The following is a 16,781-nucleotide window of genomic DNA, read 5'->3' as shown; positions in this document are numbered from 1 at the left end:
CGGCCGGATCTGGAGCGCGACCACAATGGGGACCGAACGACGCAGGGGCGATCGCGTCACATTTGAGCGCGGCATTCCGGCGCACATGATGGGCATCGACGGCACCTGGCGGCGCGACTGCATGATGGAAGACGTGTCGGAGACCGGCGCCAAGCTCACCGTCGAAGGCTCGGTCGAGGGGCTGGCCCTGAAGGAGTTTTTTCTGCTGCTGTCGTCCACAGGATTGGCCTATCGCCGCTGCGAGCTGGCATGGGTCAATGGCGACCAGATCGGCGTCAATTTCTTGAAGCAAGGCGATAAGAAGAAGAAACCGGCCCGGCGCAGCTCGCAGGCTGTGGACGTCTAGACCTGGATCAGGGTCGCCGGCTTGACCGCCGTCTTACAGCCGTCATGTCCGCTGACTATGGCGGTTGGTTAATGTGCCTGTCGAATCGCCGTGATATGATCGGCGCGAAGAGAACGATGACCGAGAATATCCGAAAGATGCCAGTCACCCCCCACAAAGCCATGGTGCTCGCTGCGGGCCTCGGTGTGCGCATGCGCCCGCTGACCGACACGATGCCCAAGCCGCTGGTGAGCGTGGCCGGCCAGCCGCTGCTCGACCACGTGCTCGACAAGCTCGCCGGGGCCGGCGTGAGCGAAGCCGTGGTGAACGTGCATTATCTGCCCGACCAGATCATCGACCACGTCAAGACCCGCAGCCGCCCGCGCGTGATCATCTCGGATGAACGCGACCAGGTGCTCGGCACCGGCGGCGCGGTCGTCAAGGCGCTGCCGCTGCTCGGCGAGGCGCCGTTCTTCCATCTCAACGCCGACACGATGTGGATCGACGGCGTGCGCTCCAATCTGGCGCGGCTCGCGGAAACCTTCGATCCGGCGCGGATGGACATCCTGCTGTTGATGGCGCCGACCGCGAGCAGCATCGGCTATAGCGGCCGCGGCGACTACAGCATGCTGCCCGACGGCGCGCTGCGCAAACGGCGGGAAAATCAGGTGGTGCCGTTTGTGTATGCCGGCGCCGCGATTATGTCGCCGGCGCTGTTCGCCGATGCCCCGGCCGGCGAGTTCTCGCTGACAAAAATGTTCGACCGCGCCAACGACCAGGAACGGCTGTTCGGCCTGCGCCTCGACGGCGTCTGGATGCATGTCGGAACCCCCGATGCAATCCTGGCCGCGGAAGAGGCGTTTTTGGAGAGCGTGGCTTAGTAGGTACGCGTCATTCCGGGATGGTCCGAAGGACCAGACCCGGAATCTCGAGATTCCGGGTTCGATGCTTCGCATCGCCCCGGAATGACGGCTCTCTCCACACCGATGACCTCCAGCCCATCGCTCCCTATATTGGCGCCTGATCCGAATCAGGCTGCCAATGCGCGTTTTCAGCGTTCCACTCTCCGTCCCGTTCCTGCGCACCGTCATCGCCGCACTGGTCGATGGCCGGCTGGTCGCGGGATTTGAGGCGCGCAACGATCCCGCCAAGCTCGCCAACGCCACGCTCTATCTGCCGACCCGCCGCGCCGGGCGGCTGGCGCGCGAAATCTTCCTCGACGTGCTCGACACCGACGCCGCGGTGCTGCCGCGCATCGTCGCGCTCGGCGACATCGATGAGGACGAGCTGGCCTTCGCCGATCAATCGGACGAGGTCGGCGGCGCCGCGCCGCTGGAGATTCCGCCAAAGCTCGGCGAGCTCGAGCGCCGCCTGACCCTGGCGCATCTGGTCGCGGCCTGGGCGAAGACGCCGGTGTCGTCGCCGCTGGTGGTCGGCGGCCCGGCCTCGACCTTGCAGCTCGCCGGCGACCTCGCGCGGCTGATGGACGACATGGTGACGCGCGGCGTCGACTGGCGCGAGCTCGACCGCCTAGTGCCGGACCAGCTCGACAGATACTGGCAGCACTCGCTGGAATTTTTGCGCATCGCGCGCGACGCCTGGCCGAACTATCTCAAGGAGATCGGCAGGATCGAGCCGGCCGCGCGCCGCGATTTCCTGATCGAGGCGGAAGCGGCGCGATTGACGAAGCATCACGCCGGCCCGGTGATCGCCGCCGGCTCGACCGGCTCGATGCCGGCCACCGCAAAATTCCTGCATGCGGTGGCGAAGCTGCGCAACGGCGCCGTGGTGCTGCCGGGGCTCGACACCGACCTCGACGAGGAGTCCTGGGATACGATCGGCGGCGAGCGCAACGCCGATGGCCGCTTCAGCGTGCCGCCCTCATCCAATCATCCGCAATTCGCGATGCATGCGCTGCTCGACCGCTTCGGCATCAGGCGCCGCGACGTCGAAACCCTGGCCGCGCCGGCGCCGCTCGGCCGCGAGGTGCTGGTCTCGGAGACGATGCGCCCCTCGACCGCCACCGCGCAATGGCATGACCGGCTGGAACGGCCGGAAATCGTCGCGCGGATTTCCGCCGGGATGACCAACCTCGCGGTGGTCGAGGCGCCCAACCCCGAGATGGAGGCGCTGGCGATTGCGGTGGCGATGCGCGAGGCGCGGCATCTCGGCAAATCGGCCGCGCTGGTGACGCCGGATCGCGCGCTGGCGCGCCGCGTGATGGCCTCGCTGACGCGCTGGCAGCTCGAGTTCGACGATTCCGGCGGCGACGCGCTGATGGAGACGCCGACCGGCGTGTTCGCCCGCCTTGCCGCGGAGGCCGCCGCGCGAGGACTGGAGCCGCCGACTCTGCTCGCATTGCTGAAGCATCCGCTGTTCCGGCTCGGCGGCGCGCATGGCACGCTCAGGCGCGCGATCGAGGTGTTGGAGCTCGCACTGCTGCGCGGCACCCGGCCACAGCCGGGAACGGGCGGACTGGCGCGCGACTTCGCGCGCTTCCGCGCCGAGCTGACAAAACTCAACAGCGGCGAGACCTCCTCGCTGCACAAGGCCGAACAGCGCGCGCGACTGCGCGACAGCGATCTCGACCGGGCCCAGGATCTGATCGCAAGGCTGCAGGCGGCGCTGGCGCCGCTCGAGGGCATGGCATCCTCGAGGCCCTACGATTTTGCTGAGCTGGCAATTCGGCACCGCGAGGCGCTGATTGCGCTGTCGAGTGATCAGCACAGCGTCGCCGCCGTGTTCGAGGAGCGCGCCGGCGCGTCGCTGGCCTCGGCATTCGACGAGCTGCTGGCAAAGGGGCAGCCGAGTGGACTATCGACGCCGCTCGCCGATTATCCCGAGGTGTTCCAGACCGCGTTCGCCGACCGCATGGTGCGGCGGCCGGAATCGGCGCGATCGCAGCTCAACATCTTCGGCCAGCTCGAAGCGCGTCTCACCGAATCCGATCGGATCATTCTCGGCGGCCTGGTCGAAGGCGTCTGGCCGCCGGCCCCGCGGATCGATCCCTGGCTGAGCCGGCCGATGCGGCACGAATTGAAGCTCGATCTCCCGGAGCGGCGCATCGGCCTGTCGGCGCACGACTTTGCGCAGTTGCTCGGGCATGACGAGGTGATCCTGACCCACGCCGCCAAGGTCGGCGGCGCGCCGGCGGTCGCCTCGCGCTTCCTGCATCGGCTCGAGGCGGTCGCGGGCGAAGCGCGCTGGAAGGCGGCGAAAGCGGCCGGCGACACTTACGTGCAATACGCCGCCGAGCTCGACCGGCCCGACAAGGTCGAGCCGATCCCGCAGCCCGAGCCACGGCCGCCGCGCGAGGCGCGGCCGCTGAAGATGTCGGTGACCGCGATCGAGGACTGGCTGCGCGATCCCTACACGATCTATGCCCGCTACATCCTGCGGCTCGATCCGCTCGATCCGGTCGACATGCCGCTGTCGGCGGCCGATCGCGGCTCGGCGATCCACGAGGCGCTCGGCGAGTTCACGCAAAAATATGCCGACGCGCTGCCTGACGACGTCAGAGGCACGCTGCGCGAGATCGGCGGCAAATTCTTCGCGCCGCTGATGGAGCGGCCCGAGGCCCGCGCGCTGTGGTGGCCGCGCTTCCAGCGCATCGCGGCGTGGTTTGCCGAATGGGAGCAGGCACGGCGCGGCAATATCGCCGGGATCAAGGCCGAGATCCAGGGCGATCTCAAGATCCAGCTTGACGATAATAGGACCTTCACTCTCTCGGCGCGCGCCGACCGGATCGAGCGGCGGCATGACGGCAGCTTTGCGATCCTCGACTACAAGACCGGCCAGCCGCCGACCGGAAAGCAGGTGCGCATGGGCCTGTCGCCACAGCTCACGCTGGAAGCCGCGATCCTGCGCGAGGGCGGCTTTGCCGACATTCCGGCCGACTCCTCGGTCGGCGAACTGGTCTATGTCCGCCTGAGCGGCAACAATCCGCCCGGCGAGCAGCGCTCGCTGGAGCTGAAGATCCGCAACGAGACGCCGCAGCCGCCGGACGAAGCCGCCGACAGCGCCCGGCGCAAGCTGGAAGCCCTGATCCGCGCTTTCGACAATGAGGAGCAGGCCTACACCTCGCTGAACCTCTCGATGTGGGCCAACCGCTACGGCGCCTATGACGATCTCGCGCGCATCAAGGAATGGTCTGCCCGCGGCGGCCTGGGGATCGAGGAATGGTGAAAGCTCCCCGCCCCATCCCGCCGGCAGTCCGCGATGCGCAGGCCCGCGCGTCCGATCCGAAGGCGTCGACCTTCGTGTCGGCCAATGCCGGCTCGGGCAAGACCCACGTGCTGGTGCAGCGGGTGATCCGTCTGTTGCTATCAGGCGTGCCGCCGGAAAAGATCCTCTGCATCACCTTCACCAAGGCTGCGGCGGCGAACATGGCCGAGCGCGTCTTCACCACGCTCGGGCACTGGGTGACGCTCGACGACGCTGCACTCGATGCCGCGATCCGCGAGGCCGGCATTGCGCACCCGAACGCCAAACTCCGAAAAGAGGCGCGAAAACTGTTTGCCTGCGCGCTGGAGACGCCAGGCGGGTTGAAGGTGCAGACCATCCACGCGCTGTGCACGCGGCTGCTGCAGCAGTTTCCGTTCGAGGCCAATGTGCCGGCGCGCTTTGCCGTGCTCGACGACCGCGACCAGACCGAGATGATGGAGCGCGCCAACCTCGCGGTGTTCCTTGAAGCGTCGCGCAATCCGGACAGCCCGATCGGCCGCGCGCTGATGACGGCGATGGCGAGCGCCGCCGACGTCACCTTCAAGGACGTGGTCCGCGAGGCCTGCCTCAGCCGCGACCACTTCATGGCCTGGACCGACACCGCCGGCAGCGCGGCAGCCGCCGCCGCGCAGATGTCGGCCGCGCTCGGCGTGTCTGCCGATGACCGTATCGAGGACGTCGAGCGCGACATCGTTGACGGCCCCTATCTCAGGAGGTCCGGCTGGGAGGAGATCGCCACCGTTCTCGATACCGGCAGCAAGTCCGACCAGGACCAGGCGGCGCAGCTGCGCGAAGCGCTGGTGTTCACCGGCGCGGCGCAGGTCGATGCGTATCTCGCCGTGTTCCTGACCGATGCCGACCGCACGCCGCGAAAGTCGGTGGTGACGAAGAAGTTCGCCGACAACAACCCGGTGGTCGGCCGGATGTTCGAGGCCGAGATCCGCCGCGTCCTGCCGCTGATCGAGCGCCGCCGCGCCGTCGTCACGCGCGACCGCACCGAGGCATTGATCCATATCGCGACCGCCGCGGCGGCAAACTACCGCCGCGAGAAGCTGGAGCGCGGGCTGCTCGACTATGACGACCTGATCGACAAGACGCTGGCGATGCTCGACCGCGTCTCCTCCGGCTGGGTGCATTACAAGCTCGACCGCGGCGTCGATCACGTGCTGATCGACGAGGCGCAGGACACCAGCCCGCGGCAATGGGACATCGTCGCGCACATCATCTCGGAATTCACCTCCGGCGCCGGCGCGCGCGACGGCCTGGTGCGCACCGTGTTCGCGGTCGGCGACGAGAAGCAGTCGATCTTCTCGTTCCAGGGCGCCGCGCCGCGCGAATTCGACCTGCGCCGGCGCGAGCTGAAGCAGCGGTTCGAGGACGCGGGGCTGAAATTCGATCCGGTGTCGTTCACCTACTCGTTCCGCTCCGGACCGGTGATCCTGCACTCGGTCGACCACGTCTTCCGCGACGAAGACATCTACCGCAGCATCCATGCGGTCGAGAACGGCTACCCGCTCCACAATGCGATGGCCGATGCCGGCCCGAGCCTGATCGAGCTCTGGGATCTCGCGAAAGCCGACGAGCGCGAGGACATCGAGGGTTGGCGCGCGCCGTTCGACGGCGTCGCGCTGACCAGCCCCGAGGTGAAGCTGGCGCGGCGCATCCAGGCCGAGATCAAGCGGCTGGTCGACAGCGGCACCATGACCGGCAGCGAAGGCGCACGCCGGCCGCTGCGCTATGGCGACATGCTGATCCTGGTGCGGCGGCGCGGCAATGCCTTCGATGCGGTGATCCAGGCGCTGAAGCACGCCGGCATCCCGGTGGCCGGCGCCGACCGGCTGAAGCTGACCGAGCACATCGCGATCATCGATTTGATGAACCTTGCGGACGCGCTTTTGCTACCGCAGGACGATCTCGCGCTCGCGGTGGCGCTGAAAAGCCCGCTGTTCGGCCTCGACGACGACGATCTGTTCAAGCTCGGCTACAATCGGCGCGGCTCGCTGCGCGAGGCGCTGGCCGCGCAGGCGCCGAGCGACGAGCGCTTCGCCGCCGTGCTGCAGCGGCTCGAGCAATGCGAGCGCCGCTTCAGGGAGGAAACGCCGTTCGCGTTCTATGCCTGGCTGCTCGGCGGCGACGGCGGCCGCGCGCGCATCCTGCGCCGGCTCGGCCACGAGGCCAGCGACGCGCTCGACGAATTCCTCGAGCTCGCGCTGGGCTACGAGCGCAAGGCGCCGGCCTCGCTGCAGGGTTTTATCGCGTGGCTGCGCGCCGCCGACACCGAGGTGAAGCGCGACATGGAGATTTCGCGCGACGAGGTCCGCGTCATGACCGTGCACGGCGCCAAGGGCCTTGAGGCCTCGGTGGTGTTCCTGGTCGATACCACGACCTCGCCGTCGGACACGCAGCGGCTGCGGCTGATCCATCTGCCGCAGGGCAACGCCGCGCCGCATGCGCCCGGCGTCGTGGTGTGGGCCGGCAAGAAGGCCGAGGATCCGCCCGGCGTCGCCGACGCGCGCAAGGCGATGCTCGGCGACACCGAGGACGAGTATCGCCGCCTGCTCTATGTCGCGATGACGCGCGCCGCCGACCGGCTGATCGTCGGCGGCTGCATGCCCGGCAACATGAACACGGTGCGGAAATCCTCCTGGTACGATCTGATCACCAAGGGGCTCGCCAATGCCGGGCTCAAGCTCGAGGAGTTGGAGACGCCGGCCGGCAAGGTGATGCGCTACTCACGGCCGGACGACGTGACCGACGTCGCCGGTGCAGCGGCGGCGACGGCCGCGGTGCCGATCGAGTTGCCGTCATGGCTGCGTGCGCCGGCCGCGCCGGAGCCATCCGCGGCGGGCGTGCTGCGTCCCTCCGATCCCGGCGCCGACGAGGGCACCCATGTGCGGACCGGCGATTCGGTTCAGCTGCGCGCCCGCGCCCTGCAGCGCGGCACGCTGGTGCACCGCCTGCTGCAGTCGCTGCCCGATGTCGCCGCCGAGCGGCGCCGTGACGCCGCCCTCGCCTATCTCGCGCGCAATGCCGATGGCTGGAGCGAAGAGGAGCGCGCGGCGCTCGCCCAACAGGTGCTCGCCTTGATCGTGGACCTGCGCTTTGCGCCGGTGTTCGGGCCGGGCAGCCGCGCCGAGGTCTCGATCGTTGGGCGGCTCGAGCGGCCGGGCCAGCCCAAGGTGCTGGTCTCCGGCCAGATCGACCGCCTGGTGGTGACGCCGAACGACGTCCTGATCGTCGATTTCAAGACCAACCACACCCCGCCGAAGACCGCCGCCGAGGCGCCCAAAGGCTATGTCCGGCAGCTCGCGCTGTACCGTGCGATCCTGACCAAGCTTTATCCCCAGCGGCTCGTCCACGCCGCCCTGCTCTGGACCGAAACCGCTGAAATCATGGAGATTTCCGCCCCCGCGCTGGACGCGGCCCTGGCATAAGTCATGTCGGCGTGACCAAAGCTTGACCCGGCAAGGGGGCGTTCATAGGTTTCCCCCATGCTCCCGGGCGCGATTCTTGGTCGCGCCCTTTCTCAACCGAACGAGGTACTGCAATGGCCGTTGGCAAGGTTTCTGACGCCGATTTCGAAGCCGAAGTGCTCAAGGCGACCGGGCCGGTGGTCGTCGACTTCTGGGCCGAATGGTGCGGCCCCTGCCGCATGATCGCGCCCGCGCTTGACGAGATTTCCGGCGCGATGGGCGACAAGGTCAAAATCGTGAAGCTCAACGTCGACGAGAGCCCGGTGACCGCGTCGAAATACGGCGTGATGTCGATCCCGACCTTGATGATCTTCAAGGGCGGCGAGATGGCCTCGCGTCAGGTCGGCGCCGCGCCGAAGGCGAAGCTGCAGCAGTGGATTTCCGCTGCGGTCTGATCCACCGCTTCGAATTAGGTGATTGTGAAACGGCCGGCGATGAGCTGGCCGTTTTGTTTTGGGGGTCGGCGCGCTCCCACCTCCCCTTGAAAAGGGGAGGTCGCTTTGCTCGCAGAGCAAAGCGGGTGGGGATCTGCTCTCTCCACATGCGGTGTGCTTGCGGCTGACCCCCATCCCGACCTTCCCCCTTTCAGGGGGAAGGAGAACACAGCGCTCAATCCGGGCTACTGATTACCTGATCCACCCCGTCGCCAGCGCCGAGGCGAGTTCGGCTTCGCCGTTCTGCCGCGCCAGTGCCGCCATCGCGGCGTGATCGTACGGGATATGGCGGAAGGTCACGTCCCAATTGCCATCGACCTGTTCGAGGATGGCGTAGCGCGCATCGGGCGAACCGGCTTCGACGACATGCGGGTGCGGCTTGCCGGCGTGATAGCCGGGCGAGCCCACGGCGCCGGGATTAACGATCAAGCGGCCGTCGCGCAGCCGCACCGCGCGGGCGGTGTGGGTATGCGCACACAGAATCAGCGATTGCGTCAGGCCGGCGGCCCTCGCCTCGATCGCTTCCAGCGAGGACATCAGCACCTCGCCACCCGGCAGCACGGTGTCGAGCCAGTAGGTCTCGTCATCCTGCGGCGTCGCATGACAGAGGAAAACCTGGTCGCGATAGACCGCGTTCGCGGGCAGCGTGCGCAGCCAGCCGAGGTGCCGCGGCTCGAGCTGCGTGTATGTGCGCCGCTCCCAGGAGCCCATCCTCTCATGCGGCCGGTCGATCAGATAACGGTCGTGATTGCCGAGCAGATGGACCGTGTCGAGCTGCATCAACATGTCGATGGTCGGCCGCGCATCGAGCGGTCCGCTCACCATGTCGCCGAGATCGACGATGTCGGAAATGCCCTGGGCGCGAATGTCGGACAGCACGGCTTCGAGCGCGAGGTGATTGCCGTGGATGTCGGCGATGGCCGCGAAACGCATGATCATTCCCTCATAGCCGGATGGAGCGAAGCGTAATCCGGGGTCTGCGTCCGCGGATGGTGCCGTCCCGGATTGCGCTTCGCTCCATCCGGGCTACGGCACCTACGGCAACATCATGCAGGCGACGTGCCGTTGGCGGCAAGCACCGGGCCGGCGAGATAGAGCGAACCGGTGATCAGGATGCGCGGCGGGATCTCGTAGGCCAGCATGGCGAGACGCCGCAGCGCGGCGTCGACACCGGGCGCGGTCTCGACGCGCATGCCGAACACGCGTGCCGCATCGGCCAGCCGGTCCGGCGGCATGCCGTTGTCGCGGCCCGGCACCGGCACCGCGATGATATGGCGGGTCAGCCCGGCAAAGTTGGCGAGGAAGGCATTGGCGTCCTTGTTGGCCATCATGCCGGCGATCACGACCAGCGGCCGCGACACCCGCTCCTCGAGATCGCCGAGCGCCGCCGCCGCGACGCGGCCGCCCTCGGCGTTGTGCCCGCCGTCGAGCCAGATCTCGCAGCCCTGCGGGCCCTGGCTGACCAGCGCACCTGAAGTCAGCCGCTGCATCCGCGCCGGCCATTCCGCGTTGACCATGCCGGCCTCGTAGGCGGACATGGTGAGCTTGAACGCGTCGATTGCGCGCAAGGTCGCGATCGCAAGGCCGGCATTGTCGAACTGGTGCCGGCCGAACAGCTTTGGCGCGGCGAGATCGAGCAGGCCGCGCTCGTCCTGATAGACCAGCCGGCCGCGCTCGATGCCGACATGCCATTGCTGGCCGGCCGCATGCAGCGGTGCGCGCATCCGGCTCGCCTGCGCCTCGACCACGGCCATCGCTTCCGCCGCCTGCTCGGCCGAAATCACCGGCACCTTGCGCTTGATGATCGCGGCCTTCTCGCCGGCGATCGCGGTCAGATTGTCGCCGAGGAATTCCATGTGGTCCATGCTGACCGGTGCGATCACCGAGGCGAGCGGCGTCTCGACCACGTTGGTCGAATCCAGCCGGCCACCGAGGCCGACCTCGAGCAGCGCGACATCCGCCGGATGCTTGGCGAACAGGCAGAAGGCAACTGCAGTTTCCATCTCGAAGACGGTGACGGGGTTGCCGGCGTTGACGCGCTCGCAATGCTCCAACGTTTCGCGCAGCTCGTCGTCACCGACCAGTCTGCCGCCGCCGGGCGCACCCAGCCGGTAGCATTCGTTGATCCGCACCAGATAGGGCGAGGTGAAGACGTGCACCTTGAGGCCGGCGGCCTCCAGGATCGCGCGCAGATAGGCGATGGTCGAGCCCTTGCCGTTGGTGCCGGCGACATGGATCACCGGCGGCAGCTTGCGCTCGGGATGATCGAGCCGCTGCATCAGGTCGCGCATGCGATCCAGGCTGAGATCGATGCGCTTGGGATGCAGCGCCGAGATCCGCGCGAGCAACGCCTCGAGCGAGGGTTGTGATGGGGCGGCGCTTGCGGTCACGCGTGCGGCGCGGCCGGCACCGTCTCCGGCGCCGTGACGATCTGGGCCGGCTCGGTGACGGCGGCGGCGGGCTTCGCAGCGGTCTCGAGCGCCGGCGATTTGGTCAGCAGGCGGCACAGCCGCGCCAGCGTCGCCTTCATCTCGTGGCGGTGCACGACCATGTCGACCATGCCGTGCTCGCGCAGATATTCAGCGCGCTGGAAACCGTCCGGAAGCTTTTCACGAATGGTCTGCTCGATCACGCGCGCGCCGGCAAAGCCGATCAGCGCGCCGGGCTCGGCGATCTGGATATCGCCGAGCATCGCGTAGGAGGCGGTGACGCCGCCGGTGGTCGGATTGGTCAGCACCACGATGTAGGGCTGCCGCGCCTCGCGCAGCATCTGCACGCCGACGGTGGTGCGCGGCATCTGCATCAGCGACAAAATGCCTTCCTGCATCCGCGCGCCGCCGGATGCGGCGAACACGATGAAGGGCGACCTCTTCTCGACCGCGAGCTCGAGCCCGCGCACGATCGCTTCACCGGCGGCCATGCCGAGCGAGCCGCCCATGAAGTCGAAATCCTGCACCGCGACCACGGCGGCGGCGCCTTCGAGCTTGCCGTAGCCGACCTTGATCGCATCGTTCAGCCCGGTCTTGGCGCGGGCATCCTTGATGCGGTCGACATATTTGCGCTCATCGCGGAATTTCAGCGGATCGGGCGTGACCTCGGGCAGCGCGACGTCGAACCATGTCTCGTTGTCGAAGATCGACTTCAGCCGCGCCACCGCGCCCATACGCATGTGGTAGTTCGAGCCGGGGATCACGAACTGGTTGGCCTCGACGTCCTTGTAGAAAACCAGCTGCCCGGAATCCGGGCACTTGATCCAGAGGTTTTCCGGGGTCTCGCGGCGCAGGATGTTGCGGATCTTCGGCCGGACGACGTTGGTGAGCCAATTCATGGTTCGCTCCGAAATGCGGGTCGGTTCCGCATGAAGTGAGTATATGGCGGGCCGGGCCAAGCCCGGCAAGCCGCCGCCCGCGGCCTTGTCGCCGCAAATTGTGGCTTATTCGGCCGCCTGCTTGGCGCCCCGGACCCCCTGGGCCAGCGAAGCCGCGAGGTCGGCGACCGCCGTCACGGTCCTGGCCGTCGCCCGGCCCTCGGCATCGAGGCTGCCCTTCAGGGCATCGACCAGCGCCGTGCCGACCACCGAGCCGTCGGCGCTCTCGGCGATCGCGCGCGCGACTTCCGGCGTCCGGATGCCGAAGCCGACACAGACCGGCAGTGCGGTGTGCCGCTTGATGCGGCTCACTGCCGCACCGACCACCTTCGAATCGGCCGCAGCGCTGCCGGTGATGCCGGTGACGGCGACGTAGTAGACGAAGCCCGAAGTGTTGGCGAGCACGGCCGGCAGCCGCTTGTCGTCGGTGGTCGGCGTCGCCAGGCGGATGAAGTTCAAGCCGGCCTTCATCGCGGGGATGCAGAGCTCGGTGTCTTCCTCCGGCGGCAGGTCGACGATGATCAGCCCGTCGACGCCGGCGGCCTTGGCATCGGCCAGGAAGGTCTCGACGCCGTAGATGTAGATCGGGTTGTAGTACCCCATCAGCACGATCGGCGTGGTGTCGTCGTCCTTGCGGAAGCCGCGCACCATCTCCAGCGTCTTGCGCAGCGTCATGCCGCCTTTCAGCGCGCGCAGGCCTGCGGCCTGGATCGACGGGCCGTCGGCCATCGGATCGGTGAAGGGCATGCCGATCTCGAGGACATCGGCGCCGGCCTTCGGCAGCGCCTTGATGATCTCGAGCGAGGTCTTTTCGTCGGGATCGCCGGCCATCACGAAGGTGACGAAGGCCGAGCGGCCCTGCCGCTTCAGCTCGGCGAACTTGGCGTCGATACGGGTGGTCACTTCTTCCTGCCCTTCAAGATGTCGCCGACCTGCGGCACGTCCTTGTCGCCGCGGCCGGAGAGGTTGACCACCATCAGGTGATCCTTCGGCCGCTGCGGCGCGAGCTCCGACAATTTGGCGATGGCGTGCGCGGATTCCAGCGCGGGGATGATGCCCTCGAGCCGCGACAGCAGCTGGAAGGCTGCCAGCGCCTCCTCGTCGGTCGCCGAGAGATATTTGACGCGGCCGGTCTCATGCAGCCAGGCATGCTCCGGACCGATGCCGGGATAGTCGAGACCCGCCGAGATCGAATGCGCTTCCTCGATCTGGCCGTCGGCGTCCATCAACAGATAGGTGCGGTTGCCATGCAGCACGCCGGGGCGGCCGCCGGCAAGCGAGGCGGCGTGCAGCTGGGTCAGCCCGTGGCCCGCCGCCTCGACGCCAAAGATCTCGACCGAAGGATCGTCGAGGAACGGGTGGAACAGGCCCATCGCATTGGAGCCGCCGCCGATGCAGGCGACCAGCGAATCCGGCAGACGGCCTTCGGCTTCCTGCATCTGCCGGCGGGTCTCCTCACCGATCACCGACTGGAAGTCGCGCACCATCATCGGATAGGGATGCGGACCCGCCACCGTGCCGATGCAGTAGAACGTGTTGTGCACGTTGGTGACCCAGTCGCGCAGCGCGTCGTTCATCGCGTCCTTCAACGTGCGCGCGCCGGACTGCACCGGGATCACCTTGGCACCCAGCATCTCCATGCGGATCACGTTCGGCTGCTGCCGCTCGACGTCGACCGCGCCCATATAGACCACGCATTCGAGCCCGAAGCGGGCGCACAGCGTCGCGGTCGCCACGCCGTGCTGGCCGGCGCCGGTCTCGGCAATGATCCGCTGCTTGCCCATGCGGCGCGCGACCATGATCTGGCCGAGCACATTGTTGACCTTGTGCGAGCCGGTGTGGTTGAGCTCCTCGCGCTTCAAGTAGATTTTTGCGCCGCCAAGATGCGCGGTGAGCCGCTCGGCGAAATACAGCGGCGAGGGCCGGCCGACATAGTCCTTCAGATAGCCGTTCATCTCGGCCTGGAACGACGGATCCGCCTTGGCCTCGGCATAGGCCTTTTCCAGATCGAGGATCAGCGGCATCAGCGTTTCCGCAACGAAGCGTCCGCCGAAAATGCCGAAATGCCCGCGCTCGTCGGGGCCGCTGCGGAAGGAGTTGGGCAGGTTTTGATTCATCGAACCGTCAGTTCTTGAGTTGCGCGCGGCGCTCTATCTGCTCCCTCGCCCCGCTCTTGCGGGGAGAGGGTTGGGGTGAGGGGTATCTCCACTCGCGCGATCGTCATTGCAAGGCCCCTCACCCGCCCGCGCGTTGCGCGGTCGACCTCTCCCCGTAAGCGGGGAGAGGTGAAGAAGGGTCGGTTGCGCGCGCGGCGCGGATGAAGGCGCGGATCAGCTCGGGATCCTTGACGCCGGGCGTGCGCTCGACGCCCGACGAGACATCGACGCCGCCGGCGCGGGTGACGCGGACGGCCTCGGCGACGTTGCCGGCATTGAGCCCGCCGGAGACCATGTAGGGCAGCGCGAGATCGAGATTTTCCAGCACGTGCCAATCGAACGGCGCCCCCAGGCCGCCCGGCCGCGTGGCATCCTTGGGCGCGCGGGCATCGAACAGGATGCGGTCGGCGACGCCGGCATAGCGCGGCAGGGCGGCGAGGTCGGCGGCGGTCTCGACCGGCAGTGCCTTCATCAGCGGCAGCGCGAGCTTCTGCTTGATGTCGCGCAGCCGCGCCGTCGTCTCCTTGCCGTGCAGCTGCAGGATATCCGGCCGCAGCGTCTCGACGATGTTCTCCAAGGTCGCGTCATCGGCATCGACGGTCAGCGCGACTTTTACGGCGCGGCCCTCGGCGCGGCTGCCGAGCTTGCGCGCCGCCTCGAGGCTGAGATGGCGCGGCGACGGCGGAAAGAACACGAACCCGACCATGTCGGCGCCGGCCTCAAGCGCGACGTCGAGCGTCTCGCGCGTGGACAGGCCGCAGATTTTGACGAGCAGGGACATGGTCTCTCAAACGGGTTTTCGGGCGCCGGGGCCCGGGCGCAGCCCAGTCCGACGGGGCGGGTATTACAACGTCGCGCCCTGCTTGTCTCGCCCGGCAGGCCCGTAAAAGCCGAGCTGGGCGGCCGTGGGGCGGCGCGGCGCCTCGTCCCGGGAGCCGACCGCCCTGAGGTTGGCGAGCTCGGCGCGGGTCTGGCGGGCGTCGGCCTCGTGCTGCCGCGCGGCGCGACGCCAGCGGCCCTGCCGGAACCAGGTCGTCATGCCGCCCGCGATCACGCCAAGGATGGCGGAGACGATGATCACGACGAACAGCGGCAGCGTGACCGCAACCGTCGGCGTCGTGGCGTTGAAGGGATCAAACGACACCGTCACCCAATGACGGTTGGCGACCGCGAAGATGATAAAAATCAATCCGAGCGGAATGACCACCACTGCCGTGAAGAACTTTCGCATGACCATCTCTCATAGCGATGGAGAACGCGCGGGCGCGCGGCCCGCAACACGGCAACGCCTGACGTCGTGCGTTACGCGTCGGCCTTTGGCGCATCCACTCTGGATGCATCGGTCTCGCCGCTCTCGCGATTGAGACGTTCGCGCATTTCCTTGCCGGTCTTGAAGAACGGCACGCTCTTTTGATCGACCGGCACATGCTCGCCGGTGCGCGGATTGCGGCCGGCGCGAGCCGGGCGATGCTTCACCGAGAATGCGCCGAAACCGCGCAGCTCGACACGGTCTCCCCGCGCCAGCGCAGCGACAATCTCATCAAGAATCGCATTCACAATGTTCTCGACATCCCGCTGATAGAGATGCGGGTTGTGCTCGGCGATACGCTGAACAAGTTCGGATTTGATCATCGAAAATGGGATCCGGGCTCTTGCGGAAACCCATTTCCGTGAAAATACCGTGCACTGTCAAGACGCTAAATCGATTTAGAGCGCCGTGAATTTGCGTGACAAATAGCCCGATTGGGGCATCCAATGACTCCCGCAAAGCGGGAATAGCTGCAAAGCTACGCGTTGGGCAACCAGTCAGTTGGTTCCTCAGTTGGTTCCTGGGGCCCACAGCGCCAGCATGCCGTCGAGCCCGAACCGATCGATCGCCTGCACCACGCCGCCCTGCTCGATTCGCTGGGCAATGGCGCCCAGACCGAACGCATCAAGGGTGATAGATGCCGCAGTGCGCAAGAACGTCAGGTCGCCGAACCGCGGGTTGAGCCTGTAGTTGCGCACCGGCAGCTCGCTTTTGATCTTCTTCTCCGCAACCAGCCAGGCGACCGCAGTCCTCTCGTCGCCGAGCTGATCGATCAGCTTGAGATCGACCGCCTGCCGGCCGGTGAAGACGCGGCCATCAGCGACTTGCTCCAGCAGGGCATCATCCATACCGCGCCGCTGCTTCACCAATCCACGGAACCATGCATAGGAATCCTTCACCAGGCCATCGATCGCGGCGCGCGCTTCGGGGCTGGTCGGCTCAAAACCGTTGGGCGCAGCCTTCAGCGGCGAGGATTTGATTTCTTCCATCTTCACGCCGACCGTCTTCAGTAGCTCCGAAACGTTCGGAAACTGGAACAGCACGCCGATCGATCCGACCAGCGAGGTTTGCTGGGCGACGATGTGATCGGCCGCGATTGCCGTGATGTAGCCGCCCGAGGCGGCGAGACCGTCGACGACGATCACCAGCGGCTTCTTGGCCTTCAGCCGCATCAGCGAATCGTAGAGCTGCTCGGAGCCCGCAGTGGTGCCGCCGGGCGAATTGATGTGGACGATGACGGCCTCGTAGTTCGACTTCTCGAGCCGCTCCAGCGCCTCGACGCGCGCCTGGTCGCTGCGGATCAGCCCCTCGATCGTGACCCGCGCAATCGAGCCCGACACGCCGCCCCCGACCGATGCGAGCAGGCCCGCGCCGACGATGGCCACGATCGCAACGACCGCGGCGGCGACGCGCCAGAACGTCAGCTTGCGCCTGATGCGGCGGCGATCGACGATCACGTCTGAATCCAGCGACATCGAATTTCTCCAAAAAGG

Annotated in this window: 14 protein-coding genes; 5 read left to right on the top strand and 9 right to left on the bottom strand. The window is 67.3% G+C overall.

The window, feature by feature from the left end; translation table 11 throughout:
* The first annotated feature begins 25 nt into the window (after positions 1 to 25).
* The 5 genes from CI41S_RS00715 to trxA all read left to right on the top strand — a co-directional run bounded on the left by CI41S_RS00715 (position 26) and on the right by trxA (position 8,417).
* Positions 26 to 346 (top strand): PilZ domain-containing protein, encoded by a 321-nt coding sequence (locus CI41S_RS00715; RefSeq protein ID WP_139479377.1) that lies wholly within the window; start codon positions 26 to 28, stop codon positions 344 to 346.
* A gap of 137 nt (positions 347 to 483) precedes the next feature.
* Positions 484 to 1,206, top strand: coding sequence for a nucleotidyltransferase family protein (locus CI41S_RS00710; RefSeq protein WP_139856989.1), 723 nt, complete (start codon positions 484 to 486; stop codon positions 1,204 to 1,206).
* A gap of 160 nt (positions 1,207 to 1,366) precedes the next feature.
* Entirely contained in the window at positions 1,367 to 4,510 is a 3,144-nt protein-coding gene (gene addB, locus CI41S_RS00705) for a double-strand break repair protein AddB (RefSeq protein ID WP_139856988.1), read from the top strand.
* Positions 4,504 to 7,983 carry a double-strand break repair helicase AddA gene (gene addA / locus CI41S_RS00700; RefSeq protein ID WP_172627865.1) on the top strand — a complete coding sequence of 1,160 codons (3,480 nt, stop codon included), beginning with the start codon at positions 4,504 to 4,506 and terminating at the stop codon, positions 7,981 to 7,983. Before addB ends, addA begins: the two co-directional genes overlap by 7 nt.
* A 113-nt stretch (positions 7,984 to 8,096) precedes the next feature.
* Positions 8,097 to 8,417, top strand: a complete 321-nt coding sequence (gene trxA, locus CI41S_RS00695) for a thioredoxin (RefSeq protein WP_139479381.1) — start codon at positions 8,097 to 8,099, stop codon at positions 8,415 to 8,417.
* A 231-nt stretch (positions 8,418 to 8,648) separates the two neighbouring features.
* Here the strand turns inward: trxA and CI41S_RS00690 are convergent, their stop codons facing one another.
* The 9 genes from CI41S_RS00690 to sppA form a co-directional block, all read right to left on the bottom strand.
* Positions 8,649 to 9,389 carry a metallophosphoesterase family protein gene (locus tag CI41S_RS00690; protein WP_139856986.1) on the bottom strand — a complete coding sequence of 247 codons (741 nt, stop codon included), beginning with the start codon at positions 9,387 to 9,389 and terminating at the stop codon, positions 8,649 to 8,651.
* 113 nt (positions 9,390 to 9,502) lie between these two features.
* Positions 9,503 to 10,747 carry a bifunctional folylpolyglutamate synthase/dihydrofolate synthase gene (locus CI41S_RS00685; protein ID WP_430649983.1) on the bottom strand — a complete coding sequence of 415 codons (1,245 nt, stop codon included), beginning with the start codon at positions 10,745 to 10,747 and terminating at the stop codon, positions 9,503 to 9,505.
* 95 nt (positions 10,748 to 10,842) lie between these two features.
* Entirely contained in the window at positions 10,843 to 11,784 is a 942-nt protein-coding gene (gene accD / locus CI41S_RS00680) for an acetyl-CoA carboxylase, carboxyltransferase subunit beta (RefSeq protein WP_139479384.1), read from the bottom strand.
* Between the two features lie 105 nt (positions 11,785 to 11,889).
* Positions 11,890 to 12,726 (bottom strand): tryptophan synthase subunit alpha, encoded by an 837-nt coding sequence (gene trpA / locus CI41S_RS00675; RefSeq protein ID WP_139856984.1) that lies wholly within the window; start codon positions 12,724 to 12,726, stop codon positions 11,890 to 11,892.
* Entirely contained in the window at positions 12,723 to 13,940 is a 1,218-nt protein-coding gene (trpB, locus tag CI41S_RS00670) for a tryptophan synthase subunit beta (protein WP_139479386.1), read from the bottom strand. Before trpB ends, trpA begins: the two co-directional genes overlap by 4 nt.
* 118 nt (positions 13,941 to 14,058) lie before the next feature.
* Positions 14,059 to 14,760 (bottom strand): phosphoribosylanthranilate isomerase, encoded by a 702-nt coding sequence (locus tag CI41S_RS00665; RefSeq protein ID WP_139856983.1) that lies wholly within the window; start codon positions 14,758 to 14,760, stop codon positions 14,059 to 14,061.
* Positions 14,761 to 14,823: 63 nt separating this feature from the next.
* Positions 14,824 to 15,210, bottom strand: coding sequence for a LapA family protein (locus CI41S_RS00660; protein ID WP_172627864.1), 387 nt, complete (start codon positions 15,208 to 15,210; stop codon positions 14,824 to 14,826).
* Positions 15,211 to 15,281: 71 nt separating this feature from the next.
* A complete protein-coding gene (locus CI41S_RS00655) occupies positions 15,282 to 15,611 on the bottom strand; it encodes an integration host factor subunit beta (RefSeq protein WP_139479389.1) in 330 nt (109 codons plus the stop codon).
* Between the two features lie 186 nt (positions 15,612 to 15,797).
* Positions 15,798 to 16,763 carry a signal peptide peptidase SppA gene (gene sppA, locus CI41S_RS00650; protein ID WP_139856981.1) on the bottom strand — a complete coding sequence of 322 codons (966 nt, stop codon included), beginning with the start codon at positions 16,761 to 16,763 and terminating at the stop codon, positions 15,798 to 15,800.
* Positions 16,764 to 16,781 lie beyond the last annotated feature (18 nt).

The sequence above is a fragment of the Bradyrhizobium ivorense genome (assembly GCF_900696085.1).
Classification (GTDB): Bacteria; Pseudomonadota; Alphaproteobacteria; order Rhizobiales; family Xanthobacteraceae; genus Bradyrhizobium; species Bradyrhizobium ivorense.
The sequence above is the reverse complement of the archived record's forward strand: the minus strand, read 5'-3'. Positions and strand labels throughout refer to the sequence as shown.